The sequence below is a fragment of the Ectobacillus ponti genome, assembly GCF_024294785.1.
Taxonomy (GTDB): domain Bacteria; phylum Bacillota; class Bacilli; order Bacillales; family Bacillaceae_G; genus Ectobacillus; species Ectobacillus ponti.
Genome location: NZ_JANCLT010000011.1, coordinates 90542 through 108396 on the forward strand (window position 1 = coordinate 90542; position 17855 = coordinate 108396).

General features: G+C 52.0%; 15 protein-coding genes and 1 riboswitch. Of the genes, 10 read left to right on the forward strand and 5 right to left on the reverse strand.

Annotated features, from left to right (window positions below; genetic code table 11):
• Positions 1-10: 10 nt before the first annotated feature.
• The 6 genes from cysI to NK662_RS18060 all read left to right on the forward strand — a co-directional run bounded on the left by cysI (position 11) and on the right by NK662_RS18060 (position 5862).
• Positions 11-1726 (forward strand): assimilatory sulfite reductase (NADPH) hemoprotein subunit, encoded by a 1716-nt coding sequence (gene cysI, locus NK662_RS18035; RefSeq protein WP_254760338.1) that lies wholly within the window; start codon positions 11-13, stop codon positions 1724-1726.
• 215 nt (positions 1727-1941) lie between these two features.
• On the forward strand, positions 1942-2478 hold the full coding sequence (locus NK662_RS18040; protein WP_254760339.1) for a hypothetical protein: 537 nt from the start codon (positions 1942-1944) through the stop codon (positions 2476-2478).
• 106 nt (positions 2479-2584) lie between these two features.
• Positions 2585-2980 (forward strand): DUF2243 domain-containing protein, encoded by a 396-nt coding sequence (locus tag NK662_RS18045; RefSeq protein WP_254760340.1) that lies wholly within the window; start codon positions 2585-2587, stop codon positions 2978-2980.
• A gap of 9 nt (positions 2981-2989) precedes the next feature.
• Positions 2990-4306: a Na+/H+ antiporter NhaC family protein gene (locus tag NK662_RS18050; protein ID WP_254760341.1), complete on the forward strand. Its 1317-nt coding sequence runs from the start codon at positions 2990-2992 to the stop codon at positions 4304-4306.
• 39 nt (positions 4307-4345) lie between these two features.
• Positions 4346-5218 carry a DUF1028 domain-containing protein gene (locus NK662_RS18055; RefSeq protein WP_254760342.1) on the forward strand — a complete coding sequence of 291 codons (873 nt, stop codon included), beginning with the start codon at positions 4346-4348 and terminating at the stop codon, positions 5216-5218.
• Between the two features lie 86 nt (positions 5219-5304).
• On the forward strand, positions 5305-5862 hold the full coding sequence (locus NK662_RS18060; protein ID WP_254760343.1) for a GNAT family N-acetyltransferase: 558 nt from the start codon (positions 5305-5307) through the stop codon (positions 5860-5862).
• A gap of 13 nt (positions 5863-5875) precedes the next feature.
• Here the strand turns inward: NK662_RS18060 and NK662_RS18065 are convergent, their stop codons facing one another.
• Positions 5876-6889: a Gfo/Idh/MocA family protein gene (locus NK662_RS18065; RefSeq protein ID WP_254760344.1), complete on the reverse strand. Its 1014-nt coding sequence runs from the start codon at positions 6887-6889 to the stop codon at positions 5876-5878.
• A 106-nt stretch (positions 6890-6995) separates the two neighbouring features.
• Here NK662_RS18065 and NK662_RS18070 point away from each other — a divergent pair, with 106 nt between their 5' ends.
• Complete coding sequence (locus NK662_RS18070; RefSeq protein WP_254760345.1) at positions 6996-8786, forward strand: M3 family oligoendopeptidase; 1791 nt, start codon at positions 6996-6998, stop codon at positions 8784-8786.
• A gap of 63 nt (positions 8787-8849) precedes the next feature.
• Here the strand turns inward: NK662_RS18070 and NK662_RS18075 are convergent, their stop codons facing one another.
• Positions 8850-9077 (reverse strand): hypothetical protein, encoded by a 228-nt coding sequence (locus NK662_RS18075; protein WP_254760346.1) that lies wholly within the window; start codon positions 9075-9077, stop codon positions 8850-8852.
• A 139-nt stretch (positions 9078-9216) separates the two neighbouring features.
• On the opposite strand from NK662_RS18075, the gene NK662_RS18080 reads away from it, so the two are divergent.
• The gene (locus NK662_RS18080) at positions 9217-10266 is read left to right on the forward strand and encodes an LLM class flavin-dependent oxidoreductase (RefSeq protein ID WP_254760347.1); all 1050 of its coding nucleotides are present in this window, start codon (positions 9217-9219) and stop codon (positions 10264-10266) included.
• Positions 10267-10309: 43 nt separating this feature from the next.
• Here NK662_RS18080 and NK662_RS18085 read toward each other — a convergent pair whose 3' ends face one another.
• The 3 genes from NK662_RS18085 to katG form a co-directional block, all read right to left on the reverse strand.
• Positions 10310-10873: an FAD-dependent oxidoreductase gene (locus NK662_RS18085; protein WP_254760348.1), complete on the reverse strand. Its 564-nt coding sequence runs from the start codon at positions 10871-10873 to the stop codon at positions 10310-10312.
• A gap of 176 nt (positions 10874-11049) precedes the next feature.
• The gene (locus tag NK662_RS18090; protein ID WP_254760349.1) at positions 11050-12507 is read right to left on the reverse strand and encodes an amino acid permease; all 1458 of its coding nucleotides are present in this window, start codon (positions 12505-12507) and stop codon (positions 11050-11052) included.
• A 101-nt stretch (positions 12508-12608) separates the two neighbouring features.
• Positions 12609-12798: riboswitch (Lysine riboswitch) on the reverse strand.
• A gap of 779 nt (positions 12799-13577) precedes the next feature.
• Positions 13578-15761 carry a catalase/peroxidase HPI gene (gene katG, locus NK662_RS18095; protein WP_279665095.1) on the reverse strand — a complete coding sequence of 728 codons (2184 nt, stop codon included), beginning with the start codon at positions 15759-15761 and terminating at the stop codon, positions 13578-13580.
• A 471-nt stretch (positions 15762-16232) separates the two neighbouring features.
• Here katG and NK662_RS18100 point away from each other — a divergent pair, with 471 nt between their 5' ends.
• Positions 16233-16646 carry a VOC family protein gene (locus tag NK662_RS18100; RefSeq protein ID WP_254760350.1) on the forward strand — a complete coding sequence of 138 codons (414 nt, stop codon included), beginning with the start codon at positions 16233-16235 and terminating at the stop codon, positions 16644-16646.
• A 372-nt stretch (positions 16647-17018) separates the two neighbouring features.
• Positions 17019-17759, forward strand: coding sequence for a hypothetical protein (locus tag NK662_RS18105; RefSeq protein ID WP_254760351.1), 741 nt, complete (start codon positions 17019-17021; stop codon positions 17757-17759).
• Positions 17760-17855 lie beyond the last annotated feature (96 nt).

Genomic DNA, 17855 nt, shown 5'->3' on the forward strand with positions numbered 1-17855 from the left:
GTCTTTGCATATGCTGAAACAAATTTTGACAGCCCCGGAAGGACCGCCAAGCGATGTAGAACGCATTAAGGAAGAGAGCGAATACCTGCGCGGCACCCTGAAGGAATCCATGCTGGAGCCGCTCAGCTCCGGCATTTCCGATGACGATAACCGTCTGATGAAATTCCACGGCAGCTATCTGCAGGATGACCGTGACCTGCGCAATGAGCGCCAAAAGCAGAAATTGGAGCCTGCGTATCAATTCATGCTGCGTGTCCGCACGCCAGGCGGTGTTTCAACGCCGGAGCAGTGGCTGGTCATGGATGACCTGGCGCAAAAATACGGCAACGGCACGCTGAAGCTGACAACGCGCCAAGCCTTCCAGATGCACGGCATTTTAAAGTGGAACATGAAAAAGACGATTCAAAGCATTCATGCTTCCATGCTGGATACCATTGCGGCATGCGGCGATGTAAACCGTAACGTAATGTGCAATCCGAATCCATATCAATCTGAAATTCATACAGAAGTGTTTGAGTGGTCCAAGCAGCTGAGCGATTATCTGCTGCCGCGCACAAGAGCGTACCATGAGCTGTGGCTTGACGAAGAGCGCGTAGCCGGCACGCCGGATGTGGAAACCGAGCCGATGTACGGCCCGCTGTACCTGCCGCGTAAATTCAAAATCGGGATCGCGGTTCCGCCGTCCAATGATATTGATGTCTTCTCCCAGGACCTCGGCCTCATTGCCATTGTGGAAGACGATAAGCTTGTCGGCTTCAACGTGGCAATCGGCGGTGGCATGGGAATGTCCCATGGCGATAAGGCAACTTACCCGCAGGTGGCAAAGGTCATCGGCTTCTGCAAGCCGGAGCAAATTCAGGAGCTGGCGGAAAAGATTATTACCATTCAGCGCGACTACGGCAACCGCTCCGCCCGGAAAAACGCACGCTTCAAGTACACAGTGGACCGCCTGGGCCTTGGCGTTGTCAAGGAAGAGCTGGAGAACCGCCTCGGCTGGAAGCTGGAGGAAGCAAAGCCGTACCGCTTCGAGCATAACGGCGACCGCTACGGCTGGGTGGAAGGTGTGCAAGGAACATCCCACTTCACGCTGTTTGTGGAAGGTGGACGTGTAACGGATTATGAGGACTACAAATTAATGACAGGCTTGCGTGAAATCGCAAAAATCCATACAGGGGATTTCCGTTTGACAGCAAACCAAAACCTTGTCATTGCCAACGTCTCTCCTGAAACGAAGGAAGAAATCAGCAGGCTGATGGAGCAGCACGGCCTGACGGACGGCAAGCATCATTCTGCGATTCGCCGCAGCTCTCTTGCATGCGTGGCGCTGCCGACATGCGGCCTGGCAATGGCTGAGGCTGAGCGCTATCTGCCGGTTCTGATGAACAAGATTGAAGAAATTGTGGACGAAAACGGTTTGCGGAATCAAGAGATTACCATCCGTATGACAGGCTGCCCGAACGGCTGCGCCCGCCACGCCCTGGCGGAAATCGGCTTTATCGGAAAAGCGCCTGGCAAGTACAATATGTACCTCGGTGCTGCCTTTGACGGCAGCCGCCTCAGTAAGATGTACCGTGAGAACATCGGCGAAGCGGACATTCTAAGCGAACTGCGTACACTGTTGTCCCGCTATGCGGTCGAGCGCCAGGAAGGCGAGCACTTCGGTGACTTCGTCATCCGCGCCGGCATCATTCAAGCAACAACGGATGGAACAAACTTCCACGAATAATGTATACGGGAGCTCCCTGCAAAAAGGGGGCTCTTTTTTATAGAAATCAGGAAATGTCAGGAAGAATGCTCTTTTACAGTCCTAATAAGATACTCGTTGAGCAAACTGTAGACATCAGAAGCCTTCTGGTGTTTATTTATTATGCTCCCCCTCATGCGCCCGTTGTCTGCTGCATATATGTAGAAGCACAAGAGCGTAAAATGGAGGTGCGCCTGATGAATTACCCGATTTATGAGTTGGATCGCCCGTATCAGTCTGAGGAGATGTTCCGTTATCTGCAGGAATTTCCCCAGCATATTGTCTACACGCAATACAAACGGGGGCAGGAGATGCTCTCCACCCATGTCTATCCAAGAGATGGCCTGTCCATTGAAATGCGCTGGCGCTGCCTGGCAAACCGCACCTTTTCCCGCTTGTCATCCATGGAAAAGGTGCTCAAGATGTACAAAGAGAACGCCATCACCCTTCTGGATTCCCGGATTGTCCGCTTCTCCGCCCGGCATTCCCTTTCCCGACAATCTTCACTGGACATGTCTGTCCGCAACAAATATTACACCCGTGTGCTGCAGCGCCCGGAAAAGCAAGGCTACACAGAACAGGAATATCGCTGGCTGGAGCATAAGGTACAGGAGGCCGGGCAAATACCTGACCTGTTCTTCCGAATGCTGGCGGAGGAGGTATCAAACCGGATCGCCTTCGAATCGTTTTATCAAGAATGGAAAAAGAAAGAGAACGGAAGCCGCGAACTATAGTAGGATGTAAGACTGCCGCTCAATCAGGAGGGGCAGTTTTTTATCATTCTCTACTATGTACCCCATTGTAGTATAATGGGTAGGACATACATAGAGGGGGAAGCAAATGAGTAAATCAAGATTTCTTGGCTTGTTTGCCGGATATGGACTGGCAGACTTTTATTTTCATAGCATAAAGGCCTATGCAATGGGGGTGCAGCTTGAAACAGCGGGAGAGCGGATTGGAGCTGTTTGTTCAGGACTTGTGCTGCTGTTCGGATTCTTAGTGGTGTTCAAATACTTCTTTTCCGCGTCCTTTTTCCATGGATTTATAGTGGCCTCCGGGCTGTTTCTCAGCTTTGATATTGTTGTATTTCATTGGTTCTTTCACCTGCACCGCATTACGAACGGGCCGGAAGCAGACTGGCTGGAGCCGATTTTTGTGGTCTTCGGCATTGCTTTGCTTGTATACGGCATTTGGCGGGAGCGAAATTTCAAGTCTTCCGCACATGTCTCAGCCTGAGGTGACAGAATGCAAAATCATGTAAGTGGTTCTCAACGGGCTGTATTGCTGCTGATTACATTGGCGGGCATTCTCGCATCCGTCTTTTTGGCAATCCAGCTTGTCATCGGATTTCTGCCGGGCTTCCTGTATCTCGTATTCTTAGTAAAACGAACCGGACAGGGGCTGCGGGACATATGGCGTACGAGTAAAGAAGGGATAGGCCGCGCCAAAATTGTCATTCTCATTTTGTTTCTCGTCAGCTTCCTTCTTCCTTCCTGGAAGCTGTCCGGGACGATTGCGCAAATGGTGCAGATTTCTTTAAACATCCTGACGCCGGAGCATTTCCTGCTGAGCGCGTTCTGCATCGCGATGGTTGTTTCGCTGCTGTTGGGCACTTGTGTCGGCACGCTGAGCACGGTCGGGATTCCCATCATCAGCAGTGCCGCCGCTCTTCATATCCCGTTGGAGCTGGCAGCCGGAGCCCTCGTTTCCGGTGCGTTTGTCGGGGACCGCACCTCGCCGTTTTCCAGCGCCTATCAGCTGCTGTCGAACACCCTGCAGCTTCCGGCCGGCAAGCAATGGCGCGCGCTGCTTCCAACAACCGCAGCAGGAGTGATGGCTGCCATGCTCTATTATGGATGGGCTGACATGGGGCAGGTGCACGTGCCGCTTCTACCCGGCCATACGGCAGGAAAGCTGTCACTGCTTGCCTTTCTGCCGCCGGCACTGCTGCTCGGGGCTGTCCTGCTCCGGTTCAGCATTGTCTATGCGTTTCTCATCAGTATCCTCTCGGCAGCCTGCATTGCCTTTGGAAATGGAATATCGCCGATGCAGCTGGGACGTGCTTTTCTGTTCGGGACGGAGGGGGCCGGCGGCTTGCAGCATATGTACGGGCTGCTCTTGTTTTTAGCATTGGCCGGTGCCTATAATGAACTGTTGGAAAAGCACCGCATCGTCCAGCCGCTGCTGGAGCGCTGGATGAGAGGATCGCGCTCGCTGTTTGGCAGCACCTGGAGAACCATGATGGCGGCCCTTGGCATTTCCCTATTGGCTGCCAATCAGACCCTGCCGATTATTTTGACAGGCCGGTCCTTTTTGCAGCAGTGGGAGGCATCCTACGGCAAGCAGCGCTTGGCGGAAGTGATGGCAAATTCAGCGATGCTGTTTCCCGGCATGATTCCATGGAGTGTGCTGGCAGTGATGTGCAGCACCGTTTTGGGCGTCCCGCTCTGGCAGTACGTGCCGCATGCCATCTTTCTTTGGCTGCTGCCGCTGCTGACTGTATGTGCCGCAATGCTGCGGAAATCTGCAGAAAACGACAGGAAAAACCAGCAAGCATGTTGAATGAATAGGAGAGTTGCATACTGAGAGGAGATTTTACATATGAGAGACCCATTAGTAGCCACCTTCTCCATCGTCGGTTTTGACCCGGCAACGAAGGAAATTGGCATCGCAGTACAATCGAAATTTCTGGCTGTCGGCTCTGTTGTGCCATGGGCCAGAGCCAATGTAGGCGGCATCGCCACGCAATCCTGGGCCAATACAAGCTTTGGGCCAAAGGGCTTGTCTCTGCTGCAGGAAGGCTATCATCCGGAAGAGGTTGTGGAATTTCTCGTGCGCCATGATGAAAACCGCGACCTGCGGCAATTTGCGATTCTGGATGCGCAAGGGAACACAGCGGCCTATACAGGAAAGGGCTGCTTCTCATGGGCCGGGCATGTGAACGGTCAAAACTATTCCTGCCAGGGCAACATTCTGGTCAGCAGCAAGACAGTAGAGAGTATGGCAGATTCCTTCCTTTCCTCTGAAGGCGCGCTGGCACAGCGGCTGATCGGCGCATTGGACAGCGCCCAGGCAGCAGGCGGCGATTCGCGCGGCAAGCAATCTGCCGCCATTTACATTGTGAAGGAACGCGGCGGCTACGGCGGCTACAACGATGTGGCCTTGGACTTGCGTGTAGATGACCATCCGGAGCCGATCCAGGAGCTGCAACGGCTGTATGGTCTGCACAAGCTGTACTTCCCGACCGAAGAGGCCACCCTGCTGCCGATCCAAGGAGAGGTATTGGCGGAGCTGCGCCAGTATTTAATAGAAGAAAATTTGCTGGGCCGCGACAGTGAGCCGGCATACACGCCGCAAATGAAGCAGGCCTTCCATGCCTATGCCATGCGTGAGAACTTCGATGACCGCTGGCATGAAGAACCGGTGATTGATGCGGAAGTGCTGATGTATATGAGAAAGGGAGAACTTCGGTAAAAAGGGGGCATCGCTCCCTTTTTTCTTTTGGCAAACCGGCAAGTATTCTGTACAAGCTTGTATACATATAGAAGGGGGCGATGGAGATGAAGACAATCATTTGGCCGGACTTAAGCAGAGCTTCCGGTTTGTCGCACAGACTCGGCCGGAAGCTGTTTCAGCGGCTGGCAGCGGAATTTTCCGAGTTAACCGGCTACCATTTTGAAGCAAAGTTCAGCGACGAAGCTCACTATATTTCTATACATGGACAAAAGGATGACGGCTATGTCCGCTTTCTCCTGCAGCTGCAGGATGCCATTTCCTATAAGGATGTACAGACAGGAAGCTATATCCGGCAAGAGGAAGCTATCCGGATTACAGACATATTTGTGTCCGCACAAGGACAGGGAATCGGGTCAGCCCTCGTGCGGCACCTTCTGATGCGGCTGCGGGAAATGGGCATCGGCAAAGTGGTGCTTGAAGCGGGGAGCGGGCAGGCGGTTGCGTTTTGGCATCGGTTTGACTTTCGTATCGACCCTGTGCACAGCCCTTCGCCTGAACGCCCCGCCATGTACCTGCGTCTTCTGGAGCCTGCTCCGCCCGGCAGGATGAGGGTGCGCATCCATGACAAGAACAGGCTGTATCAGGAGTTTCTTGTTGAGTGAGGCGGATGGCTGTTCATTCGTATGGCACAGTCCGCTGCTCCCTTGCGGATTGATAGGCGCACCGAATCAGCCGGGTCAGTCCGATGGCCGCCTCTATATCAAAATCAGGCAAGCTGTCTTCTGTCTGGGAAGCCACCCACTTGATAAATTGGGCACTGGGCATGTCTTCATCCGGCAGAAGAGAAGTGGACGAAACAGGCTGCAGCTCTTCATGGCCAGGAACATGCTTAGATTGCAGCAGAACCCGAAAGCCGGAGTCGCTTGTGCCGGAAATGACGAGAATGCCTTCCGTACCGACAATCTCGAGCAAATTATCCAGCCTATAGGCCACAAAGGACGTGTGGGATGTACCAATGGCTCCTGTTTCAAATTCCATGACAGTGGTCGAATTTTCGTCGCCCCCGGTCCCGTACAGCTCGTTCATGATACAGGTCACCTGCTTGGGCTGGCCGCAGAAATAGGGAAGCAGATACAGGCCATGGCAGCCTAAGTCCAAGGTAACACCGCCTCCGGTTTCGTCTGTATGAAACCAATAGGCCGGCAGCATATTCCGGTCCAATGCCGCCTGGTGCACGCGCCGGAAGTAGGCAGAGGTAACGGTCCCAAGCTTTCCTTCATCTACAAGCTGTTTGGCGTAGCGATACGCCCCGATTCCTTTTGATTCCAGCGAAACAGCAAATTTCACGTTGTTGGCTTCAACAGCTTCCTGAATCTGCAGACATTCCGCAACCGTCAGTGCGAGCGCTTTATCCGTGAAAATGTGTTTCCCGGCTGCCGCAGCCTGCAGAATGACCTCTGTATGTCTGGTGGTTGCGCACTCCACCATAACCGCCTCCGCATGATAATCATGGAGGGCCTTATCGAGACTGCCCTCAAACGGTACACCAAACCGCTTGGCAAAGGCTTTGCCGCGGCCCTCATCTTCATCCCAAACAACACACAGCTCTGCCAATCCCGTTGCCAGTGCCTCCTCTACAAAGCCCTCTGTGTGGACATGCCAAGCACCAAGCAATGCCAAATGTACCATACTCATTCTCCTTTGCTTTCTGTATATGCTCTTATCGTACAAGCCTGTATCTAGAAAAACAAGGAAATCTCCTTTACAATGGAGAAGTCTACACGAAAGGGAGGGGTTGTATTTGTCAGTATCTTACCGGGACACATGGGATTTGGAAGTATTTTTTGCAGGGGGGAGCGAGTCGGAAGCCTTCCGTCAGCATCTGGAGGAAACAAAGACAAGCATTGAAGAGCTGAATCAAGCTGTTGCCGCCTGGAGCACGGAGCAGGAGGAGCTCGTACATATTTATCGTGTATTTGCCCACTCCACCGCAAAGCTGCGCCAGGCAGGCGCGTTTGTCAGCTGCTTGCGGGCACAGGATACACGGGACCAGAAGGCGGGAGAACTGCGGGCTGTTGTAAACGGCATGAGCGCCTCCATTCAAAACGTGCTTGCGCAGCTGAATGAAAAGCTGCTTTTGCTCGATGAAGCGGCATTTGAAGCCTTATTTGCAAATGAAGAGCTTGGGCAGCTGGAGTTCGTCATCCGCGAACGGAGAGAACGGGCGCAGGAGCTGCTGCCGGCAGAGCAGGAGGCACTGCTCAATCAGTTGTCTGTGGATGGCTATCAGGGATGGGGGCAAATGTATGATGACCTCGTTGCTTCCATTCAGATCGAGGTGGGCGGGAGCTCGTACTCTGTAGGACAGGCACAAAACCTGCTGTCCCACGCAGACCGGGCTGTCCGGGAGGAAGCCTTCCGCGCCTGGGAAAAGGCATGGGGCGAAAAAGCGCCGTTGTTCGCCAGAACCTTGAATCACCTGGCCGGCTTCCGTCTCAGTGTCTATGACAAGCGGGGCTGGGAGGATGTGCTGAAGGAGCCGCTCGATATCAACCGCATGCAAAAGAAAACACTCGACAGCATGTGGCGCATCATCAGCAGCCAGAAGGACCTGCTCGTGCGGTATATGGAACGGAAGGCGCAGCTTTTGGGAGTTGACAAGCTGACCTGGTACGACTTGGATGCACCTGTTTCCGCAGCGACAGAAACGATGAGCTATCAGCAGGGAGCGGAGTTTATTATCCAGCAGTTTGAAAAATTCGGCCCGGAACTGGCTGCTTTTACAAAGAAAGCCTTTGCCGACCGTTGGATTGAAGCGGAGGACCGGGCATATAAGGCGCCGGGCGGCTTTTGCACCTCATTTCCGGAAAGCGGGCAATCCCGTATTTTCATGACCTATTCCGGCACGCCGTCCAATGTATCCACACTGGCGCATGAACTGGGGCACGCATTCCATTCCTATGCGCTGAAGGAAACACACCCGTTAAACCGCAACTATGCGATGAATGTGGCGGAAACAGCCTCCACCTTTGCTGAAATGATTGTTGCGGACGCGAGCGTGAAGCAGGCGAAGACAGACGAGGAGCGTCTGGCGCTCTTGGAGGATAAGGTGCAAAGAAGTGTGGCGCTGCTGATGAACATCCATGCCCGCTTCCTCTTTGAAACAAGATTTTACGAGGAGCGCTTGAACGGCATCGTCAGCCTAAATCGCTTGAACGAGCTGATGCAAGCGGCGCAGCAGGAAGCCTACGGCGATGGTCTTGCTGAGTATCACCCGCTGTTTTGGGCTTCCAAGCTGCATTTCTTTATTACGGGCGTTCCGTTCTATAACTTCCCGTATACCTTCGGCTACCTGTTCTCGCTTGGCATCTATGCACGTGCTCTGGAGGAAGGGGCTGTGTTTGAAGCGAAGTACATGAACCTGCTGGAGGATACAGGCTCCATGACTGTGGAGGATTTGGCGGCCAAGCACCTGGGCGTTGATTTGACCGGGACAGACTTCTGGGAAAGCGCCGTTGCGATGTGCTTGAAGGATGTGGAGGAATTCCTGCTGTTGACGGAGCAACGTGTACAGCAGAAGAGTTAAGCGATAATTATATTATGTAAACAATTGAGATGCAGAGCACCCCGGCAATGAGGGGTGCTTTTCTTATGACCAATACATGGCAGAGTCGTAGATTCCCAGCAGGAAGAGAAACACACCTGCGGCCAGTTGCACTGCTTTTCCGATTCTGCGGCTTTTCTTCAGCAGCATGCCGCCAAATCCAAGATAGGCCATCAGTACAAGCAGCAGGATGACCGGTATCGCTGTTCCGATGGCAAAGAGCATCGGCAGCAGCCAGCTGTGCAGAATGGAGGAATCCTTGTATCCACGCAAAAACTCTCTTCCTCTCTAGCATACAGGAATATACAGCCTATTGTCCGCATTTTTTATATGCGGGAAAAGCGGAATATTTGTAGTTTCATACATACAGAAGGTATAGTAAAAAGACTGAGACTAAGAGGAGGATACACATATGGAAATTGGCATCAGCACATTTGTGGAAACAACACCGGACCCGCATACCGGCGAAGTCATCAGCCATGCACAACGGCTGCGCGAGGTGGTGGAGGAAATCATTTTGGCCGATCAGGTCGGTTTGGACGTGTTTGGAGTCGGGGAGCATCACCGCGAGGACTTTGCCGCTTCATCTCCGGCGGTTGTATTGGCCGCGGCTGCGCCGCAGACAAAGCATATCCGCCTGACAAGTGCGGTAACGGTTCTGTCTTCCGCTGACCCGGTCCGTGTGTTCCAGGATTTCGCAACGCTTGACGGTATTTCAAACGGGCGCGCCGAAATTATGGCCGGACGCGGATCCTTCATCGAGTCCTTTCCCTTGTTTGGCTACAACCTGCAGGACTATGAGGAGCTGTTTGATGAAAAGCTGGACTTGCTGCTGACGCTGCAAAAATCCGAAAAAGTGACATGGAGCGGAAAGCATCGTCCGGCCATCCACAACCGGGGCATTTATCCGCGGCCGGTACAATATCCGCTGCCCATCTGGATCGGCAGCGGGGGCAACACACAGTCTGTGATTCGTGCCGGTGCACTCGGGTTGCCGCTCGTATTGGCCATTATCGGCGGACGCCCAACCCAATTTGCGCCGCTCGTGCAATTGTATAAGCGTGCCGCAGCAAAGGCTGGCCATGACGTATCCAAGCTGCCGGTTGCTTCCCATTCCCACGGCTTCATCGCCAAGGATACGGAAACCGCGGCCGATAAGTTCTTCCTGCCGACGCAGCAGGTGATGAATGTGCTCGGACGGGAGCGGGGCTGGGGCCATTACAGCCGTGCCTCTTATGACGCCGCCCGCAGCTTTGAAGGAGCCTTGTATGTAGGGGACCCTGAGACAGTTGCCCAGAAAATTATTCATCTGCGCAAGAATGTCGGCATTACGCGCTTCATGCTGCACGTACCGGTGGGCACCATGCCGCACGAAGAGGTGATGAGTGCCATTGAACTATTAGGGAGAGAAGTAGCGCCGCGTGTCCGCGAAGAAGTGGCGAAGTGGGAAGCGACGCAGTAAAGAAAACAGGTGACAAGTCCCAGTGGACTGTCACCTGTTTTCTTTATCCCTTCAGTACATCATGGTCGACGTAGCGTGCGCCGTTTAAGGCACTAATGACATTAATGGCGACAGCTGCGCCATGGCCTGCGGTAATAATCGTGTGGACACTGACGCCGGCAACCGTTCCCGCTGCCCAAACGCCGTCTACATTTGTTTTGCCCTCCGCATCCGCGGCAATCACGGTTTGAATGCGCGGCTCTGTGCCCGGCTTTGTTTGAACACCGAGCTTTTCAGCGAGATCCAATCCGAGTCCGGTTGCCAGGATTACATGCTTGGCTGCTGCGGTTCCGCCTTCGTATGCAACCTGAAAGCCCTCTTCCGTTTTGCTGACATCCAAAGCTTGTGCTTGTACAATTTCCGCTCCAAACTTGGCAGCCTGCTCTTTCCCCAAATCCAGCAGCTCCGGTCCGGTAATTTCCTTTACACCGTAATGATTTTCCACCCATGCCCGCTTCGTCAAGCTTTTGCCGCTGTCGATGACAAGCGTTTTCTTGCCCGCTTTCGCCGTGAACAGTGCAGCACTTGCACCGGCAGGACCTGCTCCTACAATCATGACGTCATACATCTTATAAAACCCCCTTTTATGATGTTCAGAAATGTTGCTATATCAACTATGAGATGTATAGGATTGCTATAGCATCTTCCTATCCTTATTGTATTGCCACAGATTTCCACAGTCAATGTATACAGCTTGCCTGTGGAATCCAAATAAAAAAATCCCGAAGGTTCGGGACTTTTTTATTATTGCAGCTCACACTCTTCAAGTGGAAGCACCTTTGTTTTCTTTATGATTTTATAGCCGAGCCAGGTGACAAGAAACACAGGCAGGCCGATATAGGACACAAGCACGCTCTTCCAGTCAATTGTATCGCCGATGAAAGCAGCATAGTTTTGCCCAAAGACAACAACCGTACAAAGGACGAATGCGAAAATGGGACCGAACGGGAACCAGGCTGCCCGATACGGAAGGTCTTTCAGGTCATATCCTTGGGCCACATACGCTTTACGGAAGCGGTAGTGGCTGATGGCGATGCCAAGCCATGCGATGAAGCCGGACATGCCGGATGCATTCAGCAGCCAGTTGTACACAGCGCCGTCGCCAAAGAGGGAAGCCAGAAATGCCAGTGCGCCGACTAAAGCCGTGACAACCAGCGCATTCAACGGAATGCCGCGTTTGTCGAGCTTTGCCAGGAAGCGCGGCGCTTTGCCTTCACGCGCCAAATCCCACAGCATACGCGTGGATGCGTACATGCCGGAGTTGCCCGCAGAGAGAACGGCTGTCAGAATGACGGCATTCATGACAGACGCGGCAAACGCAACGCCCATCTTACTAAAGACAAGCGTGAACGGGCTGACTGTAATGTCGCTGTTCGCGAGGTTTTCATTCGTGTACGGAATCAACAGAGAAATTACGAGAATGGCCAGCACATAGAATAACAGAATGCGCCAGAACACCTGACGGACCGCACGCGGAATGCTGCGGCGCGGGTCATCTGTCTCACCCGCGGCAACACCCAGAAGCTCCGTTCCTTGGAACGAGAAGCCGGCAGCCATGAAGACGCCAAGTGTTGCCATCAGCCCGCCATGGAAGGGGGCATCACCGACTGTGAAATTAGTAAAGCCGACTGCATGTCCTCCGATAATGCCAAAAATCATAAGAGCTCCTGCAATCAAAAAGATAATCACGGTTACAACCTTCACCAGGGAAAACCAGTATTCCGCTTCCCCGAATCCTTGTACCGACAAGTAGTTCAAGCCGAACATAATCAGCAGGAACAGGACGCTCCACAGCAGGGAAGAACTGTTTGGGAACCAAAATTTCATTACCATGGTGACCGCTGATAATTCAGCCGCAATGGTGATCGCCCAGTTGTACCAATAGTTCCAGCCAAGCGCAAAGCCAAGCGCCGGATCAATAAATTTCGTGGCATATGTGCTGAAGGAACCTGCTACAGGCATAAAGGATGCCATTTCTGCAAGGCTGGTCATCAGGAAATATACCATAACGCCAATGGCAATATAAGATACAAGCGTTCCACCGGGTCCTGCTGTGTGGATGGCGCCTCCGCTGGCAAGGAAAAGCCCGGTTCCAATCGTCCCCCCGAGGGAAATCATAGTGAGGTGCCGCGGCTTCAATTGCCGCTTCAGTTCATTCTCAGCCAAAGCCGGCTCTGATGCTTTGTGTACTGCATGTCCCATACCAATAACACTCCTGTTTATAAATTGTAGCGGAAGGGGGACGGAAAACACAAACAGCCATCGAAGAGATCGATGGCTGTTCCATATCTCCCGCATCACTTCCGTAAGATAGCACACCACATCTGCTGGATTCTGCAGATGTGACAGTTCTGTTCCTGTTCGGAGACAGCCCCAGCCCATACTCTCAGGGAAGAAGATGGACTTCGGCGGCTTTTCCTTTTGGGCAGAGTCAGGGATGTACACTGCATCTCGTCCGTCTTACTCATAAAAGCCGCGACCTCTACCTCATCGGATGGATGAGGATTTATCTTGTATAAAATTTTATAGGTTACAATGAATTATAAAGAATGTCATAAATTTTCGCAATATATTTATTTGGGAGAGTATTGAGGTAATAAATGCGTTCCTTATAAAATATTTCCATGATTGGAACAGTAAGCGATTTTATATATAAGGGGAGATATACATTCATGTTTCCGCGGCTGTTATCGTCTTCTTTTCAGGCATCCATCAGTATTCCGGAAAAACAATAAGGCAGGACCATGGCTGCACAGGAAGCATGCTTGCTCTTCTGTGCAGCCATGTGTATGTTAGCGCTTTCTTGTTTTCCTAAACATGATCCTTCACCCATCCCCACGCCTCAAGCATGCCGACAAGCGATAGGCGGAATAGTGCTTCAACAGACAACAAAAGCTCTTTCATCATAGGTGCTTCTCTCCTTTATGTTCTTGTTGGTGGTCGTACCATTTGTGAGCCATCCCCCCGATGAACAGAAGCATTGGCAAAATGAACAAGGACATCATGCCAGCCCGCTCCTGCAGGTGCATGTATGCTTGAGAATATGGATGGACATAGGAGGTGGAGGAGTGCTGAAAGAAATAAAGGAAGTCCATGCTGATGCTCCTTTTCTCAATTGATTCCATAATATTTACATAATTAGAATAACAGAGAGTGATGGTAGCGGCAAGATGAAAGAATGACCAATATACAGAAGCAGAGCATGTAAAAGAAGGACAGATGCACAAGAGGAAATACCTGCTGTCATCTGTCCTTCTATATTACCGCATTGATTATTTCAGGTCGAAACGGTCTGCGTTCATGACCTTCACCCAAGCTGCGATGAAATCACGCACAAACTTCTCTTTGTTATCGTCCTGTGCATATACTTCCGTGATAGCACGCAGAACGGAGTTGGAGCCGAATACAAGATCAACGCGAGTTGCCGTGCGCACAACTTCGCCTGTCTTGCGGTTGTGACCTTCATATACGCCATCACCTGCAGGAGCCCATGCTGTGTTCATATCCACCAGGTTCACGAAGAAATCGTTTGTCAGTGTGCCCACACGGTCTGTGAATACGCCATGCTTTGTGCCACCGTGGTTTGCGCCGAGAACACGCAGACCGCCAACAAGCACAGTCATTTCCGGTGCGGTCAGGCCAAGCAGCTGCGCTTTGTCCACCAGCAGCTCTTCTGCCGCTACCGTGTATTGCTTCTTTTGATAATTGCGGAAACCATCAGCAATCGGCTCCAGCACTGCAAAGCTGTCAATGTCTGTTTGCTCTTGTGTGGCATCGCCGCGTCCGCCAACAAACGGAACTGTCACGTTAAAGCCGGCGTCGCGGGCAGCTTGTTCAACCGCAGCTGTGCCGCCGAGCACGATCAGGTCAGCCAGGCTCACTTTCTTTTCCAGGTGGCCTTGAATGCTCTCCAGTACGTCCAGAACCTTTGCGAGCTGCTCAGGCTGGTTCGCTTCCCAATCCTTCTGCGGAGCCAGGCGGATACGGGCACCGTTTGCGCCGCCGCGCTTATCAGAGCCGCGGAATGTGCTTGCAGAAGCCCAGGCAGTTGTCACAAGCTCGCTGATTGTCAGACCGGAGTCCAGAATTAATGCCTTCATCTTTTCTGCTTCTTCCTTTGTCAGCTCATAGCCGGCAGCCGGAATCGGATCCTGCCAGATGAACGCTTCAGCTGGAACCTCAGGACCCAGGTAGCGCGTAACCGGACCCATATCGCGGTGTGTCAGCTTGAACCACGCGCGTGCGAAGGCATCCGCAAACTCTTCCGGGTTCTCATGGAAGCGGCGGGAAATCTTTTCATAGACTGGATCCACGCGCATGGCCATGTCTGCAGTTGTCATCATGGTTGTAACACGGACAGATGCATCCTCTGCATCTGGTGCCAGATGCTCCTGGGCAGGGTTTACCGGAACCCACTGATGTGCGCCGGCCGGGCTCTTTGTCAGCTCCCACTCATAGCCGAACAGCAGGTCGAAATAGCCGTTATCCCACTGTGTTGGGTTCGCAGTCCAAGCACCTTCAATCCCGCTTGTAATCGTGTCGCGGCCTTTGCCGGAGCCGTGTGTGCTCAGCCAGCCCAAGCCCATTGCCTCAAGAGGAGCGCGCTCCGGCTCCGGGCCGACATGCGCTGCATCGCCTGCGCCGTGCGCCTTGCCGAACGTATGGCCGCCGGCTGTCAAGGCAACGGTTTCCTCATCATTCATTCCCATGCGGGCGAATGTCTCACGGATATCGCGCGCACTGGCAAGCGGATCCGGATTGCCGTTAGGACCTTCCGGGTTTACATAAATGAGGCCCATTTGCACCGCAGCAAGCGGGTTCTCCAGGTCGCGGTCACCGGTGTAGCGATTGTCGCCCAGCCATTCTGTTTCCTTGCCCCAGTAGATGTCTTCTTCCGGATGCCAAACGTCTGCACGTCCGCCGCCGAAGCCGGCTGTTTTGCCGCCCATGGATTCAATCGCAGCATTGCCTGCCAGGATGAACAGGTCAGCCCAAGAAATTTTGTTGCCGTACTTTTGCTTGATCGGCCAAAGCAGACGGCGCGCCTTGTCCAGGTTGCCGTTGTCAGGCCAGCTGTTCAGCGGAGCAAAGCGCTGTGTGCCGGATCCGGCACCGCCGCGGCCGTCTCCTGTACGATATGTACCGGCAGAATGCCAAGCCATGCGGATGAAGAATGGGCCGTAGTGGCCGTAATCGGCAGGCCACCAGTCCTGGCTGTCTGTCATCAGATTATATAAATCTTGCTTCAAAGCTTGATAATCTAACTTTTTAAATTCCTCTGCATAGTCAAATTCTTCGCCCATCGGGTTGGATTTCTTGTCGTGCTGATGCAGGATACTTAAGTTCAGCTGGTTCGGCCACCAGTCTTTGTTTGTCGTGGCAACGGACTGGTTTTTGGTTAAGCTGCCATGCATAACCGGGCACTTATCAATGTTACCTAGGTTTTTCAGATCCATGTGCGGTTCTCCCCCATCTATGAAATTAAACCAACAATTGTTCAATCAGCCGCAGGAATATACATGCTGACGAAAACAATTATTACTTTATTATCACTATAATAAAGTATTGATTAAAAAGAAAGAATTATGCTTCAAATCATACAACTAAAAATATGTTCGCCGGGGCAGGCCTTTGTTCCTGCTTCAAAGCAGGTATAATGGAGAAAAATGGCCCTTCATTTGAAGAGTATGGGGCTCCGGCAAATACATGCATATTTTATGTCCTGCAATTATACAGAGCTTCGCACGAACTGCCGGAACGGTTAAAGCTTGAATGCAATTCGGCTGGACATGCTCATGTATGTGTGTTATGTCATGTAGTATCATTACAATTCATCTTAGAGCGGTACATAAGCAATGGATATATCAATTAGGAATATCCGGGCAGCCATGCAAATCGGATTACTATGAAAAAAGGGGGAAATTACAATGCCAAAACAATTTTGGATTAACTTGCCGGTAAAAGACCTCAACAAATCAAAAGAATTTTACAGCAAGATTGGATTTTTGGTGAATGAGCAGCATGGCAACAGCCATCAGGTTCAATTGAGCATCGGGGATCATCATACCACTGTCATGCTTTTTTCCGAGTCTATCTTCCGGAGCTTTACCAGACATGAAATTGTAAATACAAAGCAAGCCACGGAAGTCTTGCTGTCCTTTGATGCGGAAAGCAGAGAAGAAGTAGATACAATAGCAAAACATGCAGCAGAAGCTGGCGGCACAATCTATGGTGCTCCTTCAGAGATACAAGGATGGATGTACGGCTGCGGCTTTACTGATTTAGACGGCCACCGGTGGAACGCATTGTATATGGATATGAGCAAAATGCCGAGGAGCTAAGATGGCTTATGAAGCCAATCAGAGCTTGTGTACAATCAAAAACTGAAAAATACAAGCTTTCGCATGTTAGATGGACTATATGACCCTTTTGTTTTGGTCCGTCCTGTTGGCATCAGCCCCGCCTGCGCTTGATGCCTGTGATGGCCACGCATGCCATCTCGCCTGATATTCATTATAAAAGAGATTTCTTGCGAATTTCTTAATACAAATCCAAGGAATTGCGGCAATTCCGTGTCGAAATCAGCACACCAAACAAGCGCTGGCACATGTGCTGTTCGGTGTGCTGTTTCTTCGCCTGGAGAATGTTGTCGTGCATCAGCGGAATATCTCATATTTCATCATCATATGGATGGGTATGAGGAGGGGAAGAAAATGAAACAAACAGATGATGCACAAATTGCTATGGAGCGGCAGTGCCTGACAAAACCTGAGATGGAAGCCGTACAACAAGCGGACCGGCTGTTGGGCTGCCAGGTCACACTGGCACTGCTGGAGGAGCAACAGGAAAAGTGGATTCCGCATCATAGCCTCCATGACGCCACTGGGGGTGTATGGAAGGGCATCGTACGACGCATCAATCAGGCGGAGCAGGAGCTTGAACAAACGGGGGTTTTTCATTTTAGGAAGAAAAGCACGCTCAAACGCTGGATTGCTGACTTGCAGTCGCAGCTGAGGCAAGCTGGTTATCTCTTCCCGCTTGCTGAGTTTGAAGCCCGATATGAGGAAGAGATGAGAGGGGAGCAGCAGCGGTATGAACAAAAGAGGGGGGAGTATGCAATTTTGCGCCATGCCAGGAAAGCATTTGGCCACGCTGCGTATCGGGAAGTGGCAGCGCAATATCCAGACCTTTTCGGAAATGGCATACTGACAATCCCGGCTGCCGTGAAAATCAAAAGGCTGTTGGCAGGGCGAACGCTGTCTGTTCAGGACATTTTGGCAATGGAGACAATAGAACGGGAAATCAGAAATACCTTTATATGTGCGTTGCAGCACCTACAGCATCCAACAGAAGAGGAGGGTGGGCGCGGGAAGCCTATGCAGACGCTCGGCAGAAAACGGGAACGCCAACACGACTATGAGCTTGAACGCGGATATGTGCGGCGCTCACGATAGCACAAAGGCATCATTGAAGAACAGGGCCCCCTCTTCCTGTGCAACGGGCATTTACGGAAAAATGCCTTCTTCTGTATAATGGTTTGTATTTAGAGC

What these genes read in the sequence shown, in the direction of transcription:
- NK662_RS18040 (WP_254760339.1), top strand. Translation starts at nt 1,942, where the DNA reads ATGAATTACCCGATTTATGAGTTGGATCGCCCGTATCAGTCTGAGGAG.
- NK662_RS18090 (WP_254760349.1), bottom strand. Translation starts at nt 12,507, where the DNA reads ATGGGACATGCAGTACACAAAGCATCAGAGCCGGCTTTGGCTGAGAAT.
- NK662_RS18085 (WP_254760348.1), bottom strand. Translation starts at nt 10,873, where the DNA reads ATGTATGACGTCATGATTGTAGGAGCAGGTCCTGCCGGTGCAAGTGCT.
- NK662_RS18050 (WP_254760341.1), top strand. Translation starts at nt 2,990, where the DNA reads ATGCAAAATCATGTAAGTGGTTCTCAACGGGCTGTATTGCTGCTGATT.
- NK662_RS18045 (WP_254760340.1), top strand. Translation starts at nt 2,585, where the DNA reads ATGAGTAAATCAAGATTTCTTGGCTTGTTTGCCGGATATGGACTGGCA.
- NK662_RS18100 (WP_254760350.1), top strand. Translation starts at nt 16,233, where the DNA reads ATGCCAAAACAATTTTGGATTAACTTGCCGGTAAAAGACCTCAACAAA.
- NK662_RS18080 (WP_254760347.1), top strand. Translation starts at nt 9,217, where the DNA reads ATGGAAATTGGCATCAGCACATTTGTGGAAACAACACCGGACCCGCAT.
- cysI (WP_254760338.1), top strand. Translation starts at nt 11, where the DNA reads ATGCTGAAACAAATTTTGACAGCCCCGGAAGGACCGCCAAGCGATGTA.
- NK662_RS18060 (WP_254760343.1), top strand. Translation starts at nt 5,305, where the DNA reads ATGAAGACAATCATTTGGCCGGACTTAAGCAGAGCTTCCGGTTTGTCG.
- NK662_RS18055 (WP_254760342.1), top strand. Translation starts at nt 4,346, where the DNA reads ATGAGAGACCCATTAGTAGCCACCTTCTCCATCGTCGGTTTTGACCCG.
- NK662_RS18065 (WP_254760344.1), bottom strand. Translation starts at nt 6,889, where the DNA reads ATGGTACATTTGGCATTGCTTGGTGCTTGGCATGTCCACACAGAGGGC.
- NK662_RS18105 (WP_254760351.1), top strand. Translation starts at nt 17,019, where the DNA reads ATGAAACAAACAGATGATGCACAAATTGCTATGGAGCGGCAGTGCCTG.
- katG (WP_279665095.1), bottom strand. Translation starts at nt 15,761, where the DNA reads ATGGATCTGAAAAACCTAGGTAACATTGATAAGTGCCCGGTTATGCAT.